The 24,052-nt window shown below is 58.5% G+C and carries 22 protein-coding genes and 1 pseudogene; 10 read left to right on the top strand and 13 right to left on the bottom strand.

The window, feature by feature from the left end:
* Position 1: 1 nt before the first annotated feature.
* The 9 genes from RPF88_RS24980 to RPF88_RS24940 all read left to right on the top strand — a co-directional run bounded on the left by RPF88_RS24980 (position 2) and on the right by RPF88_RS24940 (position 6,871).
* Complete coding sequence (locus RPF88_RS24980; RefSeq protein ID WP_127318071.1) at positions 2-1,306, top strand: FAD-binding protein; 1,305 nt, start codon at positions 2-4, stop codon at positions 1,304-1,306.
* A gap of 12 nt (positions 1,307-1,318) precedes the next feature.
* Positions 1,319-1,618, top strand: a complete 300-nt coding sequence (locus RPF88_RS24975; RefSeq protein ID WP_024505235.1) for a ferredoxin family protein — start codon at positions 1,319-1,321, stop codon at positions 1,616-1,618.
* Between the two features lie 269 nt (positions 1,619-1,887).
* Positions 1,888-2,391: an alpha/beta fold hydrolase gene (locus RPF88_RS24970; protein ID WP_245463579.1), complete on the top strand. Its 504-nt coding sequence runs from the start codon at positions 1,888-1,890 to the stop codon at positions 2,389-2,391.
* An 889-nt stretch (positions 2,392-3,280) separates the two neighbouring features.
* Positions 3,281-3,352: a helix-turn-helix domain-containing protein gene (locus tag RPF88_RS24965; protein ID WP_442921306.1), complete on the top strand. Its 72-nt coding sequence runs from the start codon at positions 3,281-3,283 to the stop codon at positions 3,350-3,352.
* A 273-nt stretch (positions 3,353-3,625) separates the two neighbouring features.
* Complete coding sequence (gene nifB, locus RPF88_RS24960; protein ID WP_127318073.1) at positions 3,626-5,104, top strand: nitrogenase cofactor biosynthesis protein NifB; 1,479 nt, start codon at positions 3,626-3,628, stop codon at positions 5,102-5,104.
* Between the two features lie 29 nt (positions 5,105-5,133).
* A complete protein-coding gene (locus tag RPF88_RS24955; protein WP_024505232.1) occupies positions 5,134-5,328 on the top strand; it encodes a 4Fe-4S binding protein in 195 nt (64 codons plus the stop codon).
* Between the two features lie 85 nt (positions 5,329-5,413).
* Entirely contained in the window at positions 5,414-5,734 is a 321-nt protein-coding gene (locus RPF88_RS24950; RefSeq protein ID WP_024505231.1) for a nitrogen fixation protein NifZ, read from the top strand.
* On the top strand, positions 5,731-5,943 hold the full coding sequence (gene nifT, locus RPF88_RS24945; RefSeq protein WP_024505230.1) for a putative nitrogen fixation protein NifT: 213 nt from the start codon (positions 5,731-5,733) through the stop codon (positions 5,941-5,943). Before RPF88_RS24950 ends, nifT begins: the two co-directional genes overlap by 4 nt.
* 34 nt (positions 5,944-5,977) lie before the next feature.
* Positions 5,978-6,871, top strand: coding sequence for an SIR2 family NAD-dependent protein deacylase (locus RPF88_RS24940; RefSeq protein WP_024505229.1), 894 nt, complete (start codon positions 5,978-5,980; stop codon positions 6,869-6,871).
* 307 nt (positions 6,872-7,178) lie between these two features.
* On the opposite strand, the gene RPF88_RS24935 is transcribed toward RPF88_RS24940, so the two are convergent.
* The 6 genes and pseudogenes from RPF88_RS24935 to RPF88_RS33435 all read right to left on the bottom strand — a co-directional run bounded on the left by RPF88_RS24935 (position 7,179) and on the right by RPF88_RS33435 (position 14,056).
* Positions 7,179-7,745, bottom strand: coding sequence for a sugar O-acetyltransferase (locus RPF88_RS24935; protein ID WP_024505228.1), 567 nt, complete (start codon positions 7,743-7,745; stop codon positions 7,179-7,181).
* 583 nt (positions 7,746-8,328) lie between these two features.
* A pseudogene (gene nifA, locus RPF88_RS24930) lies at positions 8,329-9,372 on the bottom strand (nif-specific transcriptional activator NifA); the annotation flags it as partial.
* 762 nt (positions 9,373-10,134) lie between these two features.
* The gene (locus RPF88_RS24925) at positions 10,135-11,343 is read right to left on the bottom strand and encodes a beta-ketoacyl-[acyl-carrier-protein] synthase family protein (RefSeq protein WP_135931259.1); all 1,209 of its coding nucleotides are present in this window, start codon (positions 11,341-11,343) and stop codon (positions 10,135-10,137) included.
* Positions 11,344-11,625, bottom strand: a complete 282-nt coding sequence (locus tag RPF88_RS24920) for an acyl carrier protein (protein WP_126057635.1) — start codon at positions 11,623-11,625, stop codon at positions 11,344-11,346.
* Between the two features lie 1,133 nt (positions 11,626-12,758).
* On the bottom strand, positions 12,759-13,382 hold the full coding sequence (locus RPF88_RS33440) for a hypothetical protein (RefSeq protein ID WP_353812186.1): 624 nt from the start codon (positions 13,380-13,382) through the stop codon (positions 12,759-12,761).
* A 179-nt stretch (positions 13,383-13,561) separates the two neighbouring features.
* Positions 13,562-14,056, bottom strand: a complete 495-nt coding sequence (locus RPF88_RS33435; protein ID WP_095769983.1) for an IS110 family transposase — start codon at positions 14,054-14,056, stop codon at positions 13,562-13,564.
* A gap of 701 nt (positions 14,057-14,757) precedes the next feature.
* Between RPF88_RS33435 and RPF88_RS24910 the strand changes: the two genes are divergently transcribed.
* The gene (locus RPF88_RS24910; protein WP_063170390.1) at positions 14,758-15,675 is read left to right on the top strand and encodes a LysR family transcriptional regulator; all 918 of its coding nucleotides are present in this window, start codon (positions 14,758-14,760) and stop codon (positions 15,673-15,675) included.
* A gap of 48 nt (positions 15,676-15,723) precedes the next feature.
* Here the strand turns inward: RPF88_RS24910 and RPF88_RS24905 are convergent, their stop codons facing one another.
* The 7 genes from RPF88_RS24905 to nodC form a co-directional block, all read right to left on the bottom strand.
* Positions 15,724-16,527, bottom strand: a complete 804-nt coding sequence (locus RPF88_RS24905; protein ID WP_063169395.1) for a TIM barrel protein — start codon at positions 16,525-16,527, stop codon at positions 15,724-15,726.
* Positions 16,528-16,691: 164 nt separating this feature from the next.
* Complete coding sequence (locus RPF88_RS24900; RefSeq protein ID WP_051695606.1) at positions 16,692-17,753, bottom strand: LacI family DNA-binding transcriptional regulator; 1,062 nt, start codon at positions 17,751-17,753, stop codon at positions 16,692-16,694.
* Between the two features lie 275 nt (positions 17,754-18,028).
* The gene (locus RPF88_RS24895; RefSeq protein ID WP_063169396.1) at positions 18,029-19,315 is read right to left on the bottom strand and encodes a dicarboxylate/amino acid:cation symporter; all 1,287 of its coding nucleotides are present in this window, start codon (positions 19,313-19,315) and stop codon (positions 18,029-18,031) included.
* Between the two features lie 389 nt (positions 19,316-19,704).
* Positions 19,705-20,466, bottom strand: coding sequence for a sulfotransferase domain-containing protein (locus tag RPF88_RS24890; RefSeq protein ID WP_127266955.1), 762 nt, complete (start codon positions 20,464-20,466; stop codon positions 19,705-19,707).
* 283 nt (positions 20,467-20,749) lie between these two features.
* On the bottom strand, positions 20,750-21,538 hold the full coding sequence (locus RPF88_RS24885) for an ABC transporter permease (RefSeq protein ID WP_063169398.1): 789 nt from the start codon (positions 21,536-21,538) through the stop codon (positions 20,750-20,752).
* A 3-nt stretch (positions 21,539-21,541) separates the two neighbouring features.
* Positions 21,542-22,456: a nodulation factor ABC transporter ATP-binding protein NodI gene (gene nodI, locus RPF88_RS24880; protein WP_024505873.1), complete on the bottom strand. Its 915-nt coding sequence runs from the start codon at positions 22,454-22,456 to the stop codon at positions 21,542-21,544.
* A gap of 261 nt (positions 22,457-22,717) precedes the next feature.
* On the bottom strand, positions 22,718-24,043 hold the full coding sequence (gene nodC / locus RPF88_RS24875) for a chitooligosaccharide synthase NodC (protein WP_063169399.1): 1,326 nt from the start codon (positions 24,041-24,043) through the stop codon (positions 22,718-22,720).
* Positions 24,044-24,052 lie beyond the last annotated feature (9 nt).

The raw sequence follows: 24,052 nt of genomic DNA, 5'->3' as shown, positions 1-24,052 counted from the left end.
CATGATTGAACAATTCGATGCCATTGTGGTCGGAGCCGGCATGTCTGGAAACGCAGCTGCTTACACTTTGGCAAGCCAGGGGCTGAAGGTACTGCAGTTGGAGCGCGGTGAATATCCGGGCTCTAAGAACGTCCAGGGTGCCATAATGTACGCGAACATGCTGGAGAAGATCATCCCGGACTTCCGGGATGATGCGCCCCTCGAGCGGCACCTGGTCGAACAGCGACTTTGGGTGATGGACGACACGTCTCACACCGGAATTCATTACCGGTCGGACGACTTCAATGAGGCGAAACCCAACCGCTACACGATCATCCGCGCCCAGTTCGACAAATGGTTTTCCCGCAAGGTGCGCGAGGCTGGCGCGACGGTCCTGTGTGAGACGACCGCGACGGAACTCGTCCGTGATGGCAATGGCAAGGTGATCGGCGTCCGCACAGACCGGGCTGGCGGAGTGGTCTTCGCGAATGTGGTCGTTCTCGCAGAAGGGGTGTCGGGATTGCTTGGCACTCGCGCAGGCCTGCGCGAGATGCCGAAGCCGGAGACCGTGGCGCTTGCCGTCAAGGAAATGCATTTCTTGCCCGAAGAGGTCATTGGCCAGCGGTTCGGGGTCAAGGGCGATGAAGGCTGCGTAATCGAGGCCGTGGGCACGATCTCTCGCAGCATGGCCGGGCTCGGCTTCCTTTACACCAACAAGGAGTCGATTTCACTCGGCATCGGCTGCCTGGTCTCGGATTTCGCCGCGACGATGGAGAGCCCGTCCGCCCTCCTAGATGCGATGAAAAACCATCCTTCGATCCGGCCGCTGATCGCTGGCTCGGAGGTGAAAGAATATGCCGCCCATCTTATCCCCGAAGGTGGTTACAAGGCCATTCCGCAGCTCTTCGGCGACGGTTGGGTCATCGTCGGCGACGCAGCGCAACTGAACAATGCCATTCACCGTGAGGGTTCGAACCTTGCCATGACCTCGGGTCGTGTCGCGGCTGAGGCGATCATCAAAGTCAAAAGCCGCAACAGTCCTATGACCAAAGCGAACCTTGCGCTCTACAAGACGATGCTGGATGACTCCTTTGTGATCAAGGATCTTAAGAAATACAAGGACATGCCAGCCTTGCTCCACACCAATTCCAGCAACTTTTTTGACAGCTATCCGCGGTTGATGTCGCATGCCGCTCAGAACTTCATGCGTGTCGACGGCACGCCGAAGATCGAGAAGGAAAAGAACACCACGGCCGCCTTCATCAACGCGCGCTCGCGCTGGGGGTTGGTCAGCGACGCGGTCCGCCTGGCATTGGCATGGCGCTGAAGAGGGTACAAGATGACGATCGCAGTGACGAAGGTTCGTGTCGAGGACAAACTTTACCAGAACCGCTATCTGGTCGATTCCGGCCGCCCCCATATTATAGTGCGACCGCACGACAAGCCAAGCGCGAACTTGCTTGCGTTGACCTACGTCTGTCCGGCGAAATGCTATGAGTTGAATGACAAGGGTCAAGTCGAGATCACCGCCGACGGCTGCATGGAATGCGGCACCTGCCGGATATTGTGCGAGAAAGGCGGCGACATCGAGTGGAACTATCCGCGCGGCGGCTTTGGTGTCCTGTTCAAGTTCGGATGATCAGCCGGAACCGTGCCAAGAGCATGCCGGCAGCGAGCAACTGCGGCACACCATGAGCCTCTCCATCCACTTGCAAAGAGCTAGTGAATATTGGCCTTTCGCAATTCAAATTTCCTTGACTCGTTAGCGGTGTCCTCGAGGCCACGGCGCTGCCCTGTGCGCCGGACTTACCACCGGTCACGTGGTCGAGCCCCCCTTTGGGACAACGCCCGGCCATCGTGCCGGATGGCAGCCACAACGGCCGGTGAGCAAGTGGAACGGCACAACCCATGGCAAAGACGTATGTGCTAGTGCATGGTGCCTGGCATGGCGGATGGTGTTGGCGGGACGTGGCCGCCAATCTTCGTAAGATGGGATACCACATGACCACGCCGACCCAGACAGGTGTCGGCGAACGCGCACGTTTGCTGTGCAAGGACATCACGCCCGACACATTCGTGACCGACATCGTCAACCACATTGTGACGGAAGAACTGAGCGATGTGATCCTTGTCGGTCACAGTCTAGGCGGCATCAGCATCACCGGCGCCGCCGACCGGATACCCGACCATATCAGCCATCTCGTTTATCTCGACGGCGCCATCGTCGAGAGCGGTCAAAGTGGATTCAGCACCATGCCCCCCGACATCGTTGCCGCCCGTCGAAAATTGGTTGCGGAGGAAGGACGGGTATCTTCATGCCGACTCCGCCGCCAACAGCATTCGGCATTCCCGAGGGACACTCGCTCACGGACTGAGTGCGGCGCAGGCAGGCACCTACGAAAGCGGACTTAAGCTCGAGCACCCGCTCGGCAACGGCAGGCCCCGAACCTATGTCGTCTGCACTAATCCACTCCACCCGCGATGGCGGGAGCGCGAGAATGGGTCGCGAAGCAGGATGGCTGGGCGTGGCAGGAACTCGCCACTGGCCGACGCAATGACCCTCGCACCGACGGAAGTTGCTCTCCTTCTCTGAGGAACCAAGTAAAGGGTGAGCGGCGGCCGATTCTCAGGCCGTGGCCTTGAGCTCTGGTGCACGGATGTTGGCCCAACGGGTCGTTCCGGTGGCGCCACCGAAACCACTAGGCGGGAGTGGCCTGTCCTGCCAGCGTCGCAAGCTTGCGAGCGTTCCGCCGCGGCCGCGGCCCGTAGCGCCGGGCAACCTCCGAGATCACCGCGTCGGCTCCAGGGTCTCGGAGATGACTCCGTGCCTTGTCGTCCATCGACCAACGCCGCCGACCAACAGCGCCGTTGATCACCCTCGAAAACGCCGAGGCTGCCGCTCAGCGTCAATCTTAAGTTCAAGTTCAGACACAAGCCGATCTCCGATCCACGTCAGAATCGGCAGGCCCACAGATCGCCGGGTCCTCCTGGAAGGACACAGCGCTTACCCTTGAAATATGGAGAACCATGGCTTTGCGCCGTCGGCAGTTGAGCTGATCTCGCAATGCTATTTCCCCGGCAACGTCCGCGAGCCGGAGAACTGCGTGCTTGGCGTTCTCCTCTGGAAGGAACCAATCTTTCGGAACGTGGCAATGTCATCGACGAGCTCTCACGGGCCAGCACGATGCCGGTTCGGCGCATCGGCGCCCCCTGAGCACGAAATAGCCGGTTGCGATTCTAACGATACGGCCGGACGGGGGCTGGGACCGCGGCGGACGGAGCCTGACGGCTGATCGACACAATGGAGAAGGCCGGCTGGGTTCAGGCTAATGCGGCTCGAATTCTCGGCCTCACGCTGCGACAAGTCGGCTAGGCGATACGCCGGCATAGTATCGAGCCGAAGGAAATTCTAAGAGCCTGATGAGCCAATCGTCAGGCCAGTGGTCTTGCGCGCCCTGTGCGCGACAAGGAGTGCTTTGTGCTTCTGAACGGATTTGGACTTGTGCTGTCGCAAGCAGGACAAAATTGTGTCGCGCCCGCCTGACACAATGCGATATTGACCCAAATAGTGAACTGAAGCCGCTGTTTTAAGTTGGTATGGCTCTTGCACCTTGAACCGCGACGTTACCAGCAACGGAGCCGTTTGATGTCCTCACCGACAGTTTCGATTGAGGGTCCGACTAGCACGACATCCGAGGGTTTTCTGGCAGCCGCGAAATCCGTCTGCGCATCGTCCTCCTACGGCTCGTCGCCGACCAGCCCGGGCGAAGGGGATCCGGCTATTTGGGAAAGGATCAAGGATCACCCCTGCTTTTCGGAGGAAGCGCATCACTATTTCGCGCGTATGCATGTGGCGGTCGCGCCGGCTTGCAATGTCCAGTGCAACTACTGCAATCGCAAATACGATTGCGCCAACGAGAGCCGGCCTGGTGTTGTGTCTGAGAAGCTGACGCCCGACCAAGCGCTACGCAAGGTCATCGCGGTTGCCAACAAAGTTCCGCAGCTTTCGGTTCTTGGCATCGCTGGGCCGGGGGATGCCTGTTACGACTGGGAGAAAACGAAGGCAACGTTCGACTGCGTCATCAGGGAAATCCCCGACATAAAGCTGTGCGTCTCCACCAACGGGCTCGTGCTGCCGGACCATGTCGCCGAGCTTGCCGAAATGAATGTTGATCACGTGACGATCACCATCAACATGGTCGACCCGGAAGTCGGCGCAAAGATTTATCCTTGGATCTTTTATGAAAATCGCCGCTACTTCGGCATCGAAGCCGCTCGAATCTTGCACGCGCGGCAGATGCTGGGCCTGGAGATGCTGAGCGCGCGCGGCATCCTCACCAAAATCAACTCGGTGATGATTCCTGGAGTGAACGACCAGCACCTGTTTGAGGTGAACAAAATGGTCAGGGAGCGGGGCGCGTTTCTGCACAACGTGATGCCTCTGATTTCGGACCCGGCGCACGGTACCCACTACGGACTCATCGGGCAGCGCGGCCCAACGGCAATGGAGATGATGGCTCTTCAGGATCGACTTGAAGGTGGCGCCAAGTTGATGCGCCACTGCCGGCAGTGCCGGGCAGATGCTGTCGGCCTGCTCGGTGAAGATCGTGGCCAGGAATTCACGCTGGACGGGATTCCCGACGATGTCGCCTACGATGCTGGCAAGCGTCAGGCCTATCGGCAGGTGGTCGCACACGAGCGCCGTGATCATGAGGCGGCGAGGAGCGAGGCCATCGGTATGGTCAAGGCAACAGACTCCGAAAAGTCGCTTCTGGTTGCGGTGGCCACTAAGGGAGGTGGACGGGTCAACGAACACTTCGGCCACGCGAAGGAATTCCAGGTTTATGAAGTCTCGCCTAGAGGGATCAGCTTGGTCGGGCATCGGAAGGTCGAGCGGTATTGCCTCGGAGGCGGGGGCGAAGACGCCATCCTCGAGGGCGTCATCGCAGCGCTCGAAGGCATACACATAGTGCTATGCGCCAAGATCGGAAATCGCCCGAAGGAACAACTCTCGCGAGCTGGACTGCGCGTAACCGACGCCTATGGCCATGACTACATCGAGACCGCAGTCAGCGCACTTTACGCGGCAGAGTTTGGGATCAGACCACTAGCGGCGACGGCCTGAGCCGTCTCGTCCGATAACCAGGAGTTAGAATGGCTTTAAAGATCATCGCATCCCAATGTACCCAATGCGGGGCCTGCGAGTTCGAATGTCCTTCGGAAGCGATCAAGTTCAAGGGCGACGCCTATGTGATCGATCCAAACAAGTGCACCGAATGCAAGGAGGCCTTCGATACGCAGCAATGCGTGTCGGTCTGTCCGGTACCGAAAACCTGCGTTCCCGCTTGATTCCTACCGAAACGGTCGGGTTCGCCGCACGACGACGCCTGCAACCCGCGACCACAACAAAAACCTCGAGAAAGGAATGGACAGCATGTGGTCCAGACGCGAACAGGAGGTCGAAATCGGCAGACCGCCACGGTTCATGCAGGGTGAGCGGGTCCGTGCGATACGCCACATAAAAAACGACGGCACCTATCCCGGCAAGGAGATCGGCGAAAACCTCGTGCGGAAGGGCGACGAAGGCTACGTGCGCGACATTGGAACCTTTCTCCAGCAATTCTTCATCTATGCGGTCGAATGGATCGATCGTGGCACGGTCGTCGGCATGCGAGCGCGCGAACTCATTAGCCTCGACAAAGTCGAGGTTCCCTGCGGAGCTGAAGGCATTTCCAACGGGGGAACAGCCGGATGAAAGTAATGATTCGCAGGACCGCTACTGGCTTGTCGGCTTATGTCCCCAAGAAGGATCTCGAAGAGCCGATCACCGAGATTGAGAACGCTGACTTATGGGGCGGGACCGTGACGCTCAGGAACGGTTGGCGGCTCATGCTGCCCGACCTTCCGCGCGACACGCGTTTGCCGATCACCGTCGAGGCGATGAAGATTTCCGACGGGGCCTGATGCCGGTGGGTTCAGTGGCGGAGAGGAAACGCGTATGAACACGATGCTGAGCTGGGACCATCTCGTCGTCGTCCGGGGCAGTTTTGCCAAAAAACTGATTGACCTGCTGAACGGCGCTCTCAAGGCCGATCGAGTGATCCCCTATCTCGGTCCTGGTCTTCTGCAGCTTAACCCACCGGAATCACCTGTACCTTGCACCCCTGAAGATGTCGCCGCGGCCCTCAACAAGCGGGCGCCTGCCCCTTCCAGGATTCGCACCAATATGTGGTCGGTCGCGCAGTTTATCGAGCAGCGCCGACATCGTCGGACTCTCCAAGCGTGGATGGCGGAGATATTCGCAGCCCCCGCCGAGCCGACCGTTCTTCACGCCTGGCTCGCAACCCTTCAACTGTCTGTCATCATCGACAGCTGGTACGATGGCGCCATGCGAGCAGCCCTTGCAGAGGCCGGCCAAACAGACGTTGTCGAGATACAAGGAACGACGCGCGCGACCGGAATCGGTAACATCTGGACGAGAACTTACGATTTGTCAGGAACAGAACTCGAGGCCGAACAAGTGGCTAGGACGGTGCTCTATGCGCCGCACGGCAGCGTCAGGCCGGCGGCAAACTTCCTCGTGGCTGATTCCGATTACGTCGAAGTCCTAACCGAAATTGATATCCAGACGCCGATCCCGGACGCGGTGAAGCAACGGCGCGTCAACCGGGGTTTTTTCTTCGTGGGCTGCCGCTTCAACGATCAGATGCTGCGCACATATGCCAGACAGCTGATGAAGCGCTCCACTGGCCCACATTTTGCGGTGATCGATTCGGCTACGCTGACCAGAAACGAACGTCGTTTCCTTGCCGAAGGCGCAATCACGGTCATCGACATGCCGATCCGCAACGCCGCGGCTCGCCTCGTCGGGGTCGATGCTAGCCAGGATTAATGGCCGGCGATTGCTGGTGAGTCGCTGCTTGCCTCCAAGGGCGAAAACTCAGTTGGGAATACATTCGTGAGTAGTAATGCTAGTGGCAGCACAACGTAGGCTCTGAATTCGTTGGGCGATGTGAAAGGGTCCGCTGCTGCGGGACGTGAGCACGTTGCGGCGGCATTACGCACATGATCTTGTGACCCCCGTGGCAAAAGAACTGAAGCGCCCGAGTCGCGACAACATATGCAGCGCTCAATGGCTTCGACAAAAATTCGGCACAGTTTCGACAGTTCGCATGCACCTCCAGGGTCAACGAGGTTGATTATGCCTGTTTATGTGGGTCGGCCACGCGAGCAGGAATTCCCACTACCTTTGCCCCGGCGGGAACATCTCGTGTGACCACGCAGCCAGCGCCTACCACTGCATTATCACCAATCGTGACGCCAGGCAGAATGATTGCTCCACCGCCGATCCAGACACGGCTGCCAATGTGAACAGGACGCCCGACCTGCAGGCCGGCCTGCCGCTGCTCGGCATCATGTGGATGATCGGCGGTATAAATCTGCACAGCAGGCCCAATTGCCGTTCCTTGCCCGATTTTGACCTCTACCACGTCAAGAATAACGCAGTTGAAGTTGATGTAGGCATTGGCTCCAATGCGGATATTGAATCCGTAGTCGCAAAAAAAGGGCGGACGGATGACCGTTCCGCGCCCAACCTCTCCCAGCCGCTCGGACAAAAGCTCATGCCAATGCCCCGTGGTCTGCCCCAGCGTATCATTGTACCGCTTGAGCCAAGCCCCGGTGGCCAACAGGTCAGCTTGGATCTCCGGATCCGCCGCATTGTAAAACTCGCCTGCGAGCATCTTTTCTTTTTGGCTACGCATCATAGTCTCCCGTCAGGTCGTGTCCCGTACAGTGATGCAGGAACGCACATCAAACTGCCTCGGCAACTTTGTAACTCGGTCTTGCCGGGCGCGCGGTCGGTCACGAGCCGGGGCGACAGTTTCGTCTCGACCAACTTCCGCGAATTTGGATATCGCAGATCAACCGGTCGCAGGGGCCAATACCTGACGAGGTCGGCAACTGTCCAGCGGTCGAACTCACTTTCATGCCCATCTCAGATTGCGTGATATCGAGCGGTAAGCCATCAGCTAATGTATCGACCAGGTCCCGCCAGCGGAGATCTGCGCGTCGCCTCTACGCATGCTGGCGTGTCACCAATAATACATCGATTATTTCTGGATCCAGGCACGTCGAATTGATTTGCCCTTGCGGTGTAGAGCGAAGTTACTAGCCATAGGATTACTCCTTTTTAGTTTGTCAGTCGCAGAGCCCCAGTATGACTACGTGGTAGAAAGCACACGGCCGGAATCTTGGCAGCGCTGTTCACACCCACTTCGTAAGCCTGGCCGATGGGCTCGCCAGAGCACCAATGCTTGACCTGCTCCAGCTCTTGCTCGGCGGGTTGTTTCAGAGACGCTTGATCTCGATACCGCGTTTTCTCAGCACGTAGCCGATCTGGCGCGGGGTCAAACCGAGCAGGCGCGCCGCCTTTGCCTGCACCCAGCCACACTTTTCCATGGCAGCAATGACCGTATCGGCATCGGGCACCCTACCACGACTCGTGGCAGGGCCTATCGGCGCTTGCCCGTCGCCGACGGGCGGGGCGGCACAGGCGGCGGAAGGCTCGATCGTAGTCGACTTCTCTGACGTCGGCGGTCCGTTCTTCCACAGCGCCGCGGCCAAGCACTGATCCGCGTAACAGGCAAAGTCAGTTCTGAGGATTGATGGACCCGTCGCCAGAACTGCCGTCCGCTGAACGCAGTTTTCGAGCTCTCGGATGTTGCCTGGAAATTCGCAGTTCATTAGCACCTCAATCGCTTCGGGAGCGAAGGTCAGCGTGTGATCATTCTCAGTATTGAAATTCTTGAGAAACTGAGCGGCCAAGAGCGGAATATCACCTCGCCTTTCGCGCAATGCCGGCACGCGTAAAGTGACGACGTTGATGCGATAATAGAGGTCTTGCCGGAACTCCTTGCGTTGAACTGCCGTTTCCAAGTCCCTGTTCGTTGCGGCAATCACGCGAACATCAACTTTAATGGTGTGGTTGCTGCCGACGCGCTCAAACTCCTGCTCCTGCAGGACACGCAGCAGCTTAGCCTGGAACGAACCTGATATTTCGCCAATCTCGTCCAGAAACAATGTGCCTTTGTCGGCAGCCTCAAAGCGCCCCTTGCGCAAACTGCTCGCGTCGGTGAAGGCACCCTTCTCATGACCGAACAAGTCAGATTCCAGAAGCGTCTCGGTGAGCGCCGCGCAATTGACCTTGATGAAGGGCTGCTTGGCGCGAGGCGAGAGCTCGTGAATGGCTTTGGCAACCAGCTCCTTACCGGTTCCGGATTCACCTCGCAACAGGACCGTAGTCTTCGCCTTGGCCACCTTGACAAGGTGCTCACGCAGCTTGCGCAGCGCCTGACTATCGCCAAGCATCTCCTTGCTGATCTTTTTACGTTCCATTTGGCAGCCCATCCCACTCCGCCACCCGCCGGTAGAACTGCACTGGACGGTGAGCTGTGTTGTATTTCGTCATCATCATTCTCGATCTCACCTTTGTTGCTTCGAAATTTTCGGCGCGCGGACGCCCTCGGCAAATGGCAATGGCGCCTGAGCATCGTTGCCTTTCACCAGGACGAGCGTCTTCCTCCGCGCGGGCGCTCGCAATATGCGGTTTGCGCAGGCCTTTACTCGACCGGTCGCTGTTCTGTCCGGCTTCTGCCGCACCGCAGCCTGCAAACTCATCCTTGACAAGAAAGGAGGGGAGTCAACCGAGCTCTCCTTGCATTTATGCAAGGAAAATTGTCAGTTTGATAGAATTCTATCAAAACGGCAGAAACGCCCCGCCCCAGTTTGGCTGTACCTGCGGCGTTCAGCGTACGTGACGACATGTGCGGACTTGTCCCAATTGCCATCCGAGTTGTGCGGAACAGTAGCTGCTGCGCTGTTCGCTTCAACCGCGTGAGGCCGGAGACAGTAGAGACGGCGGCTCGTCGAGCGAGGTTTCATTGTTCGGCTACTAAACCGGCTGTCCTTTGGTGGGAGTTGGTTTCGCCCAAGTTCTGGGCCTGGGGGCGTCTAGCCCGTTTCGCCGCACAGGCTCCTTCCACATCGTCGAGGCCGAGAAGGAGGGACCCCACAGCTCTCCCTGTATCACAATGCCCCGCCCCTCAAGCAGCTAGATACGACAGGTGACCTCAAATGAGGCGTCTTGCATGGCTTCTACACCTGCCTGAATGCCAGAACTGCGTTCGTACCGCCCATGGCGAAGGCGTTGCTCATGGCGACGCGCACCTTGCGCTCCCGCGGCACATTGGGTGTGATGTCGAGGTCGCAAGCGGGATCTGGCTCGCGATAGTTGGCGGTCGGCGGCACGACGTCCTCTTGGATTGCCATCACGCAGGCGATCATTTCAAGCGCGCTCGCTGCGCCGAGGCAATGCGCGTGCGTGGACTTGGTGGAAGAGATGGACATCGAATAAGCGTGGTTTCCAAACACACGCTTGATCGCCGCCGTTTCAGTCTGATCATTGCTTTTGGTACCGGTGCCGTGCGCGTTGAGGTAGTCGACGTCCTCGGCATTCAGCCCGGCATCGGCAAGGCAGGCGCGCATCGCCGACGCTGGCCCCTCGACAGATGGCGCGGCAATGTGGAAGGCATCGGCGGAAAGGCCGACGCCGGCGATCTCGGCAAGAATTGTGGCACCACGCCTCGTGGCATGCTCGTAGCTTTCCAGCACGGCCATGCCCGCACCCTCGCCCAGCACCAGGCCCTTCCTATCGGCGGAGAAGGGCCGGCAGGTATCGGGTGAAAGCACGCGCATTGCTTCCCATGCTTTCAGCACGCCCCATGCGAAGGGTGCGTCGCTGCCTCCGGAAACCATTACGTCGGCCCGGCCCAGCTTGATCTGGTCCACCGCCGAGGCGATCGCATGGTTGGCCGAGGCACATGCGGAGGTCACCCCGAAGACCGGCCCGCGCAAGCCGAGGCTCAAGCTCACCTGGCCGGCGGCGGCGCTTGGCATCGTTTTGGGTACAGCGAGGATGCCAACTCGCCTCGCGCCGTCCAAAAGGAGGGCCCGGTAAGTTTCCTCCATCACATCCCAGCCCAAGCCGCCGACGCCCACTGTCGCGCCGAAGCGATGGGCATTCCTCTCGTCGCAGGAAAGTCCGGCCTGCCGCATGGCTTCGCGCGCTGCAAGCACGGCGAGCAAGCTGAAGCGGGCCATGGAGACGAACTGCTTGCGATTGATGTCGTGCTGGGGCAGCGCCTTGATCTCAGCGCCGGTCATGCCCTCCAGGTCATGAAGCTCGGAATTGGCGATCGGGCCGATGGCGGAGCGGCCTTCGCGCATCTCTTTCCACATAGAGGCGGCGTCGGTGCCCAGTCCGCACAGGCCGCCCACTCCGGTGATAACGACGCGCCTGTGCATTCAAGCCTCCTTCGCAAGCAAGCCGCGGACGGCTTCCACGACGTCGCCGACATTCTTGAGATTGGACCAGGCATCGGCCGTGTTCATGTCGATCTTGATGCCGTAGGCCTGCTCCACATCCCAGAGGACGTCCGCCAAACCCAGCGAATCAAACCCGAGCGCGTCCAGTTCCGTGGCGATTGTTATCTCGCCGACGAATGACGTAGGCATTCCCTCACCGCTCTCCGACTCGGCGCGTTTCTTGATCAGGGCAATGACGTCCGTTGCGAATTGATCGGCCATTCTGTTTCCTGTCTTTCTTTCCCGCGTTTCGACCTGGACGCGGCTCAGTTCCTGAGGCGCGCCGCGTCGCGAAAGCCATCACGCTTGGGCAACTGACAAAGCCCAATGCTCATAAAGCCGGATCAGGTCCGGCCGGTGTGTGGCGTAGGTGCAGTATGACGATGTGAGCCGCTACACCGTGCGCGTCTCCCAGTCTGTCCATAGGCTCGGAAGAAGTCGGACCCGGTCAGTTGCAACTCCCTTTCCCAGCACTCCACTGCCCGGTAGAGCGCATGAAAAATCTCCTTTCGGGCGGTTTCTTAAGACGCTCGCCACGCCATGAGGCAGTGGGGGCATCGGTGTCCATCAGGTGCTTCTGCCCATGCAGGATTCCAGAACATTGATGAAATCGTTTGTTTCGATGAAAGGCATCCACACTTTGGATGGTTGACCACGCTTTTCAAAGATCGTGAACTACATCTCCTCGTTGTGCTCGACGCACTCCGGACAAGTAACCTCATGGGCGCGGCATGCAGGATTAACCGAGCCCAGCCGGTCATGAGTGCGGCCGGCGCTCGGCTGCTCGATTTATTTGCGCGATAAGCTCGCGACCATGTCCGCGGAGGTATTCAAACTTAACGCTGCGTCCGGGAGCTCTTGCCCTCCAGTTTGCGACGCTCCCCCGCCCATCCAGTGATCGTTTATTTCGTCGGATAGTTTGACCCGGCTCTACCGAATCGCCGCTTCAGGATCATTCTTTCCGATTTCGTCACGCTCGTATTTCTGCCGCGTCCTACACCGATTGGGCGCGAACAAAACTGAGCGCCTTGGAACCCGAACCCGTGCGTCGTGACCGGGAGCATCCGGGGCGAACTCATCCGCTCGGGGGCATCGCATCACCGGACGGCGACAGGCACGGTCGACCGGCATCTCGGCATCGGCTGGGAATTCGTCCATGGTCTGCATTGGCGACGACGCTTCCTGAGGCCACGTAGCCCTTATGCCAAGCTGGGCGCCCGGGTCGAGCGCGTAATGACGACAATTGCTTCGCTGCAGGTCAAACGCTTTCCGGGCCACCTGCAAAGTCTTCACCCGGCCGTACAGCGCCCAAGACCACTGATGTGATCGACAAGAGCCTTTTTGATAAATCTGCGCTATTCTCCTGTCGCGCACGGACGACCGCGTGGCGAAGAGCAGGGTCCGAGATGAGAGCCCTGCCGCGCAGCTTCTATCGTCGCGCCTCGTTTGCGGCATCCGTGCCTACCCTCTTCGGACCTCGTGGGTTCCAACCGGCGACGAGGCGTGCATAGGCGCCCTCGGCCTGCTCCACCCAGCGGCGCTCTTCTTCCCGGTGGCTCTTTATGTTGTAGGCGTGCGCTCCCTTTTGGCCGCGCACAGCCTTGCTCCCGGCCTTGAGTTCCACATCGCGCAAGCTTCTTGGCATGCAGGGAGGGTCGAGCCCACGCGTAACTCTCGCCCTTCTCAACAGATGACAGATCACGACAGAGAGTTTGCGTGCGGTTGCCACGGCCGCGACATGCTGTCCGCGCCGGGCTCGCACGCCGCAGGGAGAAGGCTCGCAACGGTCCGGGAGCACGAGCGGCCGCCCAGGCCGCCTCGACGAGCATGCCGCGCGCATGACCACGGCCCTGCTTGGTGATCCGCCCATGGTAGGCCGGACCTGGCCGGACTGCTGGACGCTTGGGTTCAACCCGAGATAGGTCACGAGCTTCTGCGGATCGTCGAAGCGCGACACGTCGCCGATCGCCGCCCTTCATCGCCAGCGCGACGGTGATGTCGACGCCGGGAATGGTCATCAGCCGCTTCACGCCTTCATCCTCGAGAGCCGAGCGGACAAGATCGCGTTCGATGACCTGGAGGTCTTCGCCCAATCGGTCGAACTCGCGCAGATGCCCATCGATCGCGAGGCGCTCGTCCTGCGGTACGACCTGCTCGATTAACCAGGTCCGACCCTTGGCGCCGCACAGGTCAGCATGCGGGCAGGACGGATCAGGTGGCTATGAAGGATCGACTGGATGACGCTCTTCAATCGAGATCTCTGTCGGACAATCTGATTGCGCCGTGTCACCTGTCGACGCAGAGCCTGCGTCGGCTCGTCCGCAATCCAGACTTCTGGCAAGAAGCCGCTGGCATAGAGCTGCGCAAGAACGTCGGCGTCGATCGTCGTTTTGATCTTGGCATAGGCAACGATAAACACCTGTTTCGGCTTGGCGATCCCCACCTTCTTCACATGCGGCGCAACCACAGCTGCAGCGGACGTCGCGTTGCCGGTGGCCTCGATCACCCCGACATCGTTCGGCGACAGCTTCGCGGCGAACGCCGCCAGCAGATCGCGCCGCATGTCGACGCGGCCGAGTCGCCTGAGCCTGCCCTCCTCCCATGCCACTGCTTCGGCGAAGGCGCGGTGAATATCCAGTCCGATGATAAGCATGCCCGTTCCTCCTTCTTGGCTCGGTCAAAGACGGGAGCTGGCGGGCAACACGACATCTACTGATCCGCGCTCGCAGCGCATCCGGGAAAGTCGCGAGGGGCGGCCATGTAACGAGCTCGGGCTCTCAGCCCACGGTCTATTGACGGCCTGCCTGCACCTTTGTGCTCCCGGTGCCCCACGTCCCGGATGGGCTCACCATAAGGGCGTTCCAAAACAAGAACAGCAGGACGAGAAGGCACCACAGATCACATACCGGATAGCGGCAAGGCCAAGCGCTTCGTTCAGATAGGCTTGCGCCAATGGGCTTAGGCCGAGCCTACAACAGCTCTCAAAAACGCTGCCGGACTGCTGCATTGGCTCGCCGATACAATTGGCACAGGCCTCACGGCAGCTTAGGATCAAACCGCCCATCAGTCGCCTCGGACTGGAAAGGTGCACCCTATTAGGTTCCACGCCTAGCTAGGTCGGGGCCGCCGAAGACGCTGGTTGATAGACCGGCGCCATCGGCCCGGCGTTTCAAACTGCCAATCTCTGACCTGCACAGTACGAACGATTGCTCGCTTCGGCAGATCACGCGGCTCATATGTCGGACCTTAACGTCATCCATCATAAACTTTTTGCGACAAAAGATTGCAAGAATGCTAAATTGTTAAAGTCGTTTGTTTCGGTTAAAGGCATCCATCCCATGGATGGCTGATGACATGCGTTTCAAAGGACTTGATCTAAATCTCCTCGTTGTGCTCGACGCACTCCTGACGGAGCGTAATCTCTCGGCGGCGGCACGCAGGATTAACCTGAGTCAGCCCGCCATGAGTGCGGCCGTCGCCCGACTGCGCGATTATTTCCGCGATGAACTGTTTACGATAAGAGGTCGCGAAAGATTTCTAACCCCGCGTGCGGCAGCATTTGCCCCCGCAGTTCGCGACGCTCTCCAGCACATCCAGTGCTCGATTATTTCTTCGGATCCGTTTGACCCAGCTCGAGCCGATCGCCTCTTCAGGATCATTCTTTCCGATTTCGTCACGCTCGTGTTTTTCGAAAAGCTTGTGGAGCGTATTTCACGGGAAGCCCCCGCCGTCAGCTTCGAACTGCTGCCTGTCGACGATAGCCCCGATGAGCTTCTCCGGCGCGGTGACGTCGATTTTCTAATTCTACCGGATATGTTCACGTCGAGTGTGCATTCAAGCGTTGCGCTGTTTGACGAGAAGCTCGTGTGCGTAGGCTGTCCCACAAACAAGCAGCTGCCACAGCAGCTTACATTCGAGAGATACATGTCGATGAGGCACGTCGCGGTCAGGTTCGGGCGTACGATGAAGCCGTCTATCGAGGAATGGTTTTTGCTTGAGCATGGCCTTAAGAGACGTGTCGAGGTCGCCGTGCAGGGCTTCAGCATGATTCCACCTATGGTGTCCGGCACAGCTCGTATAGCGACCATGCCCTTACGGCTGGTCAGGCATTTCGAAAAAACGTTCCCCCTGCGGGTTATCGAACTTCCGCTGCCATTTCCCACATTCACCGAGACCCTCCAATGGCCGGCCCTCCACAATAGCGATCCGGCAAGCATCTGGATGCGGGAGATAATGATACAGGAGGCATCTCGGATGGCTGCCCCGCTGTGAACCCACGGAAAATTCAGGCGCACCTATAGTCACTACTCCTGTCACCATCTACTTTGACGACAATAGCCCTCGCCGGATAAAGTCGATGCTGGCGGCAAGTGCGCCTGCGAGATCGTCCAGAGAATGGACTTCCTCGACCAGCTCGAATGAGAAAGGTCCCGCGTAGCCGCCATCCAGCAGCGCCTGAATCTGGCTGCCATTGTCGGAACCTGCAAGAAAGCGATCGGGGTAAATCCAGAAGGTCGGGTCGTTTACGCTTGAAATGTGCACCAGGCCGGTAAGCTCGCAGAACAGGCATGTCTCCCCGGCCAGGGTGTGGTGGAACGTGTCGTGCACGAGGCGAAAGACGGACTGGCCATCAACCGCGGCAACGGCCTCGGCCGCTTCCTTCTTTGATCGAAGCGAGCAGGTTCGGAAACCCAGCGGCTCGATGAGACCGATCAGACCCCGCGACTGGAGGATTGGCTTGATCTCGTTTAGAGCGAAACGAAGATTGTCCTGGCGCTCGCTATTGGTGGGCCACGAGCTGCGGTTGGCCGGCACCAACACGAGCGTCTCCGCCCCGCACGCCGTCGCATAATCGGCGAGGTTGCTTGCCTCGGCCTGACGCGTTGGAGTCCAGTCGTTGAACCGCTGCAAGGCGTTGACAGAGATGATCGTGACGCCCGCTTCGGTAGCGGCCAACCGAACGTCCGCAGCCGGAATGCCGCGTGCGACAGGATTGCTGAAATGAGGGTAACGGATTTGGACGTCGGTCAGGCCTTGGTCACGGGCAAGCGCGAAAAGCGCACTGACGTCAAGGCGGGGCGCCGCCATGTGATCGAGTGCAAAGCGGGGCGATACCTGGCGCATTGCTTGACTTTCCTTCCATGAAGCGCGGCTGCCATTTCGGCATCCGGCTTCTTTCAAGACGGAACCACGCCGGTTCACAGATCGGACAGAGACGGCCGAGTCAATCGAGCTTTCCTTTCATCGGTGAAAGGAAAATGGGCGCTCATGATAGAAATCCATCAAGGTCAAATATTTTCCGGAAGATAAATGTCGAACGGCAGAAATGTCTGCCCCGGGCTCTCCGCGACGCCGGCTTTGATGGCCCGCTCCATTGCCATTATCAGCTCCTGGCAAAGTCGGCGCATTGGCGTGCCGACCGCCATCGTCAAGATGTCATCCGCAAGCGCCCCACGTGACTGCGGCGTCATTTCACTCACGATCGCGACGAGATCCTGACCGCTCCCCTCTTCTCGGAGCGCGGAAATTGCCCCCTCTATCCCCCCGCCGGCCATATAGAAGCCGACGAGCTCTGGTTCCCGCTGCATAAGATCCAGCAATTTTTCGTAAGTGAGCTGCCGTTCATCAAGGTTCACGAGCGCATCAAGCACCTCGAATTTTGGCGCGTTCTCACGAAAATACGCACGAAAGGCCGTTTCCCGCGTCGCATGCGCCTGGAAGCGATGGCTTCCGACAAACACCGCCACCTTGCCGGGCCGTTTTGCGGCCTTGGAAAACACCCAAGCGGCAGTCCGTCCGACCTTGCTGTTGTTGAGGCCGATGTAGCCCTCGCGCACGCCATCGGCGAAGTCGGATAGCAGCGAAAATACCGGGATACCTTTCGCCTTGAGCTCCTCGACTGATGCTGTGATTTTCGGGTGATCGGCCGCCACCATGGCGATCGCCTGGCAGCGGCTCCCAAGGTCCTTAAGAAGCGGGAGCAGGTCACGCGGCAAATGTGACTGCGCGAACTCGATGATCGGAAGGCCGTGGAAGGATTTAGCCATACTGACCGACTCTTCGATCTTGCGAGCGAAATCTTGGTAGAAATCGTGGGTAGGTTTTCTCAAGATGAAGCCCAGCTTGTAGTGCGGCAGGTGCTGCTGCAAGCGCTGTTTGATGAGACCGGCAGCATGATAGCCGATCGCGTGCGCGGCCGCATGGACCCGCTGGGCGGTCTCCTCTCGCACCGGAAGGCGGACGTTCAGAACCCGATCGACTGTTGCTACGCTGACTCCGGCTTCGCGGGCGAGATCGGCTATTGTGACGCGCTTTCCCCTAGCGATTCTGATCGGCCGGTCCTCCATCATCCGGTGCGCTCCCGCGACGGCTTGGGGCGGCAAGCTGAAATAGTTCCCCCACCCCGCGGATAGCGCATTCGACGAACAGCGCTCCATGCGCACCCAGATGAGTCTCCGTGAACCGTTCGTTTGCTTAGGGGCTTCATGGTGTTGTATTACTCACTGCGTTAGTACTCTATTTCCAGCGCTCTTTGGAGGCTGGCAATTCGACTGTTGTGTCAAGGCCGCTACTTACACGTCGCGCTGTTGCGATCTTGCTTGCGGGGAGCCAGTTTGATGTAACCCTAACCGCGGAAAGCGGTTTCCATCCGTGACTGGTCCAATTCGCCTTCCCAGCGAGCGACAACGAGCGATGCCACCGCATTACCGACTAAATTCGTCAGCGCGCGGCATTCCGACATGAAGCGGTCCACGCCAAGAATTAGAGCCATTCCGGCAACGGGAACACTCGGCACGACAGAGAGAGTAGCGGCCAATGTGATGAAGCCGGCGCCGGTGACGCCTGCCGCACCCTTCGAGGAAAGCATCGCAATTAGCAGCAGGAGGATCTGATCGGCAATTGACAAATCTGTGTTCGTCGCCTGGGCGATGAAGAGGGCGGCGATCGTCATGTAGATATTGGTACCGTCCAGATTGAATGAGTATCCAGTAGGGATGACGAGACTTACGACCGAACGGGCGGCGCCGGCCTTCTCCATCTTCTCCATTAGCGAGGGCAGCGCGGCCTCCGAGGAGGACGTTGCCAGGACAAGCAGCAGCTCGTCCTTGATGTAGCGGACGAGAGAAAAGATCGAGAAGCCGTTGTAGCGGCAGACCGCGCCGAGAACCCCGAACACGAAGAGGAAGGCGGTAAGATAGAACGTCGCGACCAGTATCGCGAGGTTGGCCACCGAACCGATTCCGTATTTGCCGATCGTAAAGGCCATTGCGCCGAAGGCGCCGATGGGTGCAGCCTTCATCAGAATGCCGACGAGCTTAAAAATGGGGGCGGTAAGCGCCTGGAGAAAGGTAACGACCGGCCTGCTCGTCTCTCCGGTCATCGCCAAAGCAATGCCGAACAGGACCGAGAAGAACAGGACTTGCAGGATGTCGCCTTCCGCGAAGGCACTGGCAATCGTTGACGGGATGATGTTCATCAGGAAGCTGGTCACGGACTGCTCGTGAGCCGTGGCCACATAGCCCTTAACGGCTTGGACATCGAGCGAGGCCGGATCGATGTTGAGGCCGGCGCCAGGTTGAACGATATTCGCGACAATCAGTCCGACAACGAGTGCAAGTGTCGAGAAGGTGAGGAAATAAACCATCGCCTTGGCGGCAACTCGGCCGACCTTCTGCAGATCGCTCATGCCGGCAATGCCGGTCGCAATTGTCAGGAAGATGACAGGTGCGATAATCATCTTGACGACTTTGATGAAGGCATCGCCGAGCGGCTTCAGGCTCTGGCCGGTTTCCGGATAGAGGTAGCCAATTGCGGCTCCCAGGACTATGGCGGCAAGCACCTGCACGTAGGTCCGGGCAAAATGGGGCTTGCGGGGCGCTGCGATCGCGCGGGGGACTCTTGGAACCAACACCGTTTCTCTCTCCCTGACCGGATCGGGGTGGGGGCTCCTCCTTCTCCCATGCTGCGCTCCGGTCGAGCGCTGCTGTCATCTCGGAGCAAGCGCCGTGCCAACTGGAGGCCTGTCCCGTCCAGCGAGATTGGTGCGGGTTGCGCACTGGAACCCTCCACCTTTGCCGGAATTTGCACTCAAGGCTCGCCAAAGATCGCGTCTGAAGAAGTGCTTCGCCAGAGAGGGAATTGACCAGGTCGCCTTGCGGCCGTGTCTTTGATGTCTGCCGCAGATCGACTGCCGGCCGATATCTCTGTCGTCTTGGTGACTTTGGTTTGTCAGTTTTGCGACGGAATGCGCGCAAACTGCAGGATATCCTACACGCCCATCAGAGCACGCGGTACAAGCGATTAAGCGTAGGAGCGCATTGAATCTCCGAGGTCAAAAAATCTTGAATAAGGTCCCCGTGCGAAGTGAATCCGCAACTCGTCAAAGTTCTCCACCGTTTGATCCAGCGGTCGCGTTTCCTGGCGCTGCAGGATGGCGTTATCTGATGGCTCAAGCGCTGGAACGCCCAGGAAATCCCAAACCGCTCCCAGGCATTGGGCAGGTTCGTGAAGTAGGCTCTCGTATTCCATTACAAGCAGGTTGGTCGACGTGAAGGAGTCCATAACGCGAGCGTGAAAATCGTCGGCGGCTTTGAAATAAGCCTCACAGTCGGCGATTGACAACCTGACGCTCGGTGGCCGAGCGGTATCGTTGTCCCAGCTGAACTTCAGCCAGTGACCGCTTTCCCTGGCCTGCACAAAGGATCGGAGCGATTCCAATACGTTTCGGCGAACAACAAGGATGACCTTGAGTGCTGGCCAACGAGCCAGTTCCGCAAAGAATGCGGGACGCTCGCGAAACTGAGGTTCATTGATCTTGCATCCAAGATGCGTCACATTCTTGTAGTCGCGCATAGGGCAGCGCACATAGGCAAGCTCAAGAAGCTCGCGATCCGTGCCTAGCAGGCGATCAGTGCTGGGCCAATTGGGATCATATTCGTTTAGCAACTCACCGTTACTCAAAACGGTCGGATGCTCGTTTAGCAATTCTTCTAAATAGTGTGTTCCGGTCCTTGGCATAGCAAGGATCACAAAAGGCTCAGGAGTTGCTTCGTTGTGGGTCATTGCATGTGTATCCAACTAAATAATGGCCGCGACGGTCTGTGGACGCGCACAAGAAGCTTGGCTGCTATCGATTGAACGCTCCGGGTGGGTCCGCGCCTCACCATCCAGCCTGTTCTTCGAGGTGTGGTCGCGAAGCTGGGCGGGTGCCTGCAGCGGCTGGGTGGCGCCCGGCTTCGGCGTTGTACCACTCGCGATTCCTAGCATACGCATGCCTCCGGGCCGCTGTGGGCAGTTTGCATCCGGCATTGCGGACCTCCTTCTGGTTAATGGGTGTAAGCAAGCGTCAACGCATTAGTCGTCGATGAAACAGTCCAGCCGACAGAAAAAAAGGCAATACAGCGAACATGCAAAGTGCGCCTATATGCAGCCCTACATTGTCGCCCAGGCGGCCGAGCATCACCGGACGGATTAGCTCGATAGAATTCGCCAGGGGCGAGAAGGCCGCAATCTGCTGAAACACTCCTGGCAATTGGCCGACTGGAAAAACCGCGCCCGAAAGGAACAGCATGGGTGTGATGACAAGCGTCTGATAGAAAATAAAATAGTGATAACTGGGCGCGAGCGCGATGACGAGCATGGCCAGGCTCGCAAAGGCGAATCCGGTGAGAGCGACGACCGGTAGCACGTAGAGAACCGACGTCCACGCGGCATAACCTAGCGCGGCCGCAACAATCGCAATTGTCGTACCGGCCAGAAAAGCCTTTGTGGCTGCCCAGGTCAATTCACCGAGAACGATGTCGCCGAGGGTAAGTTGTGTGTGCAGGATTGCTTCCCAAGTGCCCTGATCGCGCATTCGACCGAAAACCGCGTAAATTGTTTCGAAGGTTGATGCTGTCATCGCGCTCGTCGCAACCATGCCGGCTGCCAGAAAGGCGATGTAGGATGCACCTTCGATGCGGCCTACCAACAGTCCAAGGCCAGTGCCGAGCCCGAAAAGGTAAATCATCGGATCAGCAAGGGTGCCGAGCATTGAAGCAAATGCCACCTTCTTCCATGCCAGATGATTGCGGCGCCACACCGCCATCCAGTTCCAGGCGTTGGCGGGTAGAGCGGCCGCAAAACGTTCACCCATTGCTCACTTCTCCATCTCACGTCCGGTTAACCGCAAGAAAACGTCCTCCAGACTGGGTGGACGCTCTAGAATACGCAGACCCGCTCGACCGCGAAGCTGGATGCGCACATCCTCCGGCTCAGGCGCATAGCAAAAGAGCGTCTCGCCGCTTACCTCGACACGCTGAACGTACGGTCTGATCAGCGAAATCAGCTCCTGTGGATTACCGCCGAAGATCTCGATCACGTTGCACCCAATGTACTCGTCGATCAGCGCATGAGGACTGCCCTCGGCGATCTTGCGTCCCCGCTCGAGAACACACAGCCGATCACAAAGCCGCTCAGCCTCTTCCATGAAATGGGTGGTCAAAATGATCGTTTTTCCGCTCGCCAGCAGGAAACGAAGTCGCTCCCAGATCAGATGGCGGGCATGCGGGTCGAGGCCGGTCGTGGGCTCATCCATCACAAGCAACTGGGGGTCGTTGATCAGAGCACGTGCCAGCGTCAGGCGCCGCTTCATCCCGCCGGATAGCAGGCCGACACGTGAATCCGCCTTGCTCTCAAGGCGAGCGAACTCGAGCAGCCGTGGGATGACGGCGTTGATCTCTCTTGTACTCATGCCGAAGTAGCGCCCGAACACCAACAGGTTCTCACGTACCGTAAATTCCAGGTCGAGATTGTCGAACTGCGGGACCACGCCTATGCCCTTGCGGGCCAAGCGGCTGCGTGCCGGCACTGGTAGACCGAGGACTGTTATATCACCCGCGTCAGGCCGGGTCATACCGAGGAGCATACGCGCAATCGTGCTCTTGCCTGCGCCGTTAGGCCCCAGCAGACCGAAGCACTCTCCCGATGCAACGGTGAAGGACAGCCCGTCCACAACGAGCTTGTTTCCGAATAATTTGGTTACGCCGGTAAGGTCGATTGCTACATTGGACATGCGTCTATCTCAAGCGGAATGAGTCCGATTGGCCACCGGCAGCTTACTTGCGAATTCTGGTTCAGAGCAGGCCACCGCCTTGAGATGACACCTTTGGAAAGTCGCGGCCGGAGCGACGTGTGTATCGCTTCCGCCAAAGAATAACGTCAAGATGCCACGTGTCGCTTCCACATAGTCCCCGTTCTGACCATAGGTAACTCGACAAGCTTCACCCCGTGTCGACTGACACAACTTACTCGGTCACTCGGCGCTGCAAGGCCGTCAGACTTCACTAGCTGTGAGCGAAAGATCTGCAGTATGAAGTGACTCCGCAATTCCAGAATTGCCCGCAGCATTTGCTCCGCCAAGCGGCATCGCGCTTGTGATTTCCTTTGTGCTGCTGTTGGGCAGGGGAACACTTTTACGCGACAGCCAATCGCTATTGCTCAATGTACACAGGGCGTAAGCCTTCAAGGGGATCAACAGGAATATCCTGATTAACGCGTGCATTGAATAGCCGATGAATCGAAGCTGCCGAGTGCGGAAAGATAACACCGTAGATCTGATTATGGTCATCGTGACAATAGCCAGCACCGTCCACCAATTTACTGTATGTGAAAATAGTAACTCACCGAGCGCCGTTACTACCGCGATGCCGAGCAACAATGGGCCGAGATTCTCTCCCATCACATCCAAAGTTAGATAGCGATCCAGGCCACGCAGTAGACCTCGCGCAAGCATCGTGTCCCGGAAAGTGCTTCGTGCCCAGCGGAGTTGTTGGCGCAAATAAGGTCCCATCTTGTCCGGAACGACTGTCGCCGCGACGGCACCTGGAACGTACTCGGTTCGAAAGCCTGCTTTCAGCATGAGGATCGTAAGATGACGGTCTTCACCGAAGTCGCTTGGTTTCCCCCTGAACAGCTGCGTCTCGTATTGATCCAGCAGAGAAAGGAGACAAGACCGGCGGTACATTGCACATGGGCCGCAGCAGCACATGACCGCACCAAAGCGACCTTGCGCCGCGCGCTCCTCATTGCAAGCCAGCCAGTATTCCATATCGATCAATCGGGTCAACCAAGTGTCGCTGCGGTTGTATGCCGTCAGCTGGCCCATGGCCGCTCCGACCATGGAATCCCGCATTTTTACTGCAAGCTTCGTGATGACGTCGGACGCAAGTGTCGTGTCAGAGTCGACGCTGAGCACGAAATCTCCAGATGAGCGGCGGATGGCGGCGATCTGCGCCTTGCGTTTGCCAACATTTTCGCGGAGCAGAATGAAATTGAATCTCGGGTCGCCCTCGTAGGCGTGATGTACCGGGATGACGGCATTACGATTTCCAGAACCGTCGTCAACCAGATAGACCTGAAATGTTCCGGAGTAATCTTGATTTGCAATGGAAGCTAAACACGCCGCGAGTGTGCGCGGGTCCTCATTGTAGCAGGGGATAATGACATCCACGCTCGGCCAACGGTCGGATCCGAACAAGCTTTCCGACGGCGGCGTAACATTTTCCGGTTGGGAGTAGACCGCTTGCATGCCTCTGTAAACAGTCGAGAGCACCGCATAAGACGAAACGGCAACAGTACTGGCTGTGGTGAGAAGGTCCATAGGATCTCT

Source organism: Mesorhizobium sp. ISC11 (assembly GCF_037162595.1).
Taxonomy (GTDB): Bacteria; Pseudomonadota; Alphaproteobacteria; order Rhizobiales; family Rhizobiaceae; genus Mesorhizobium; species Mesorhizobium ciceri.
The sequence above is the reverse complement of the archived record's forward strand: the minus strand, read 5'-3'. Positions and strand labels throughout refer to the sequence as shown.

What these genes read in the sequence shown, in the direction of transcription:
- RPF88_RS24925 (WP_135931259.1), bottom strand. Translation starts at nt 11,343, where the DNA reads ATGCACAGGCGCGTCGTTATCACCGGAGTGGGCGGCCTGTGCGGACTG.
- nifB (WP_127318073.1), top strand. Translation starts at nt 3,626, where the DNA reads ATGTCCTCACCGACAGTTTCGATTGAGGGTCCGACTAGCACGACATCC.
- RPF88_RS24905 (WP_063169395.1), bottom strand. Translation starts at nt 16,527, where the DNA reads ATGCGCCAGGTATCGCCCCGCTTTGCACTCGATCACATGGCGGCGCCC.
- RPF88_RS24980 (WP_127318071.1), top strand. Translation starts at nt 2, where the DNA reads ATGATTGAACAATTCGATGCCATTGTGGTCGGAGCCGGCATGTCTGGA.
- RPF88_RS24935 (WP_024505228.1), bottom strand. Translation starts at nt 7,745, where the DNA reads ATGATGCGTAGCCAAAAAGAAAAGATGCTCGCAGGCGAGTTTTACAAT.
- RPF88_RS24890 (WP_127266955.1), bottom strand. Translation starts at nt 20,466, where the DNA reads ATGACCCACAACGAAGCAACTCCTGAGCCTTTTGTGATCCTTGCTATG.
- RPF88_RS24955 (WP_024505232.1), top strand. Translation starts at nt 5,134, where the DNA reads ATGGCTTTAAAGATCATCGCATCCCAATGTACCCAATGCGGGGCCTGC.
- nodC (WP_063169399.1), bottom strand. Translation starts at nt 24,043, where the DNA reads ATGGACCTTCTCACCACAGCCAGTACTGTTGCCGTTTCGTCTTATGCG.
- nodI (WP_024505873.1), bottom strand. Translation starts at nt 22,456, where the DNA reads ATGTCCAATGTAGCAATCGACCTTACCGGCGTAACCAAATTATTCGGA.
- nifT (WP_024505230.1), top strand. Translation starts at nt 5,731, where the DNA reads ATGAAAGTAATGATTCGCAGGACCGCTACTGGCTTGTCGGCTTATGTC.
- RPF88_RS24940 (WP_024505229.1), top strand. Translation starts at nt 5,978, where the DNA reads ATGAACACGATGCTGAGCTGGGACCATCTCGTCGTCGTCCGGGGCAGT.
- RPF88_RS24950 (WP_024505231.1), top strand. Translation starts at nt 5,414, where the DNA reads ATGTGGTCCAGACGCGAACAGGAGGTCGAAATCGGCAGACCGCCACGG.
- RPF88_RS24885 (WP_063169398.1), bottom strand. Translation starts at nt 21,538, where the DNA reads ATGGGTGAACGTTTTGCGGCCGCTCTACCCGCCAACGCCTGGAACTGG.
- RPF88_RS24900 (WP_051695606.1), bottom strand. Translation starts at nt 17,753, where the DNA reads ATGATGGAGGACCGGCCGATCAGAATCGCTAGGGGAAAGCGCGTCACA.
- RPF88_RS24910 (WP_063170390.1), top strand. Translation starts at nt 14,758, where the DNA reads ATGCGTTTCAAAGGACTTGATCTAAATCTCCTCGTTGTGCTCGACGCA.
- RPF88_RS33440 (WP_353812186.1), bottom strand. Translation starts at nt 13,382, where the DNA reads ATGAAGGGCGGCGATCGGCGACGTGTCGCGCTTCGACGATCCGCAGAA.
- RPF88_RS33435 (WP_095769983.1), bottom strand. Translation starts at nt 14,056, where the DNA reads ATGCTTATCATCGGACTGGATATTCACCGCGCCTTCGCCGAAGCAGTG.
- RPF88_RS24920 (WP_126057635.1), bottom strand. Translation starts at nt 11,625, where the DNA reads ATGGCCGATCAATTCGCAACGGACGTCATTGCCCTGATCAAGAAACGC.
- RPF88_RS24975 (WP_024505235.1), top strand. Translation starts at nt 1,319, where the DNA reads ATGACGATCGCAGTGACGAAGGTTCGTGTCGAGGACAAACTTTACCAG.
- RPF88_RS24970 (WP_245463579.1), top strand. Translation starts at nt 1,888, where the DNA reads ATGGCAAAGACGTATGTGCTAGTGCATGGTGCCTGGCATGGCGGATGG.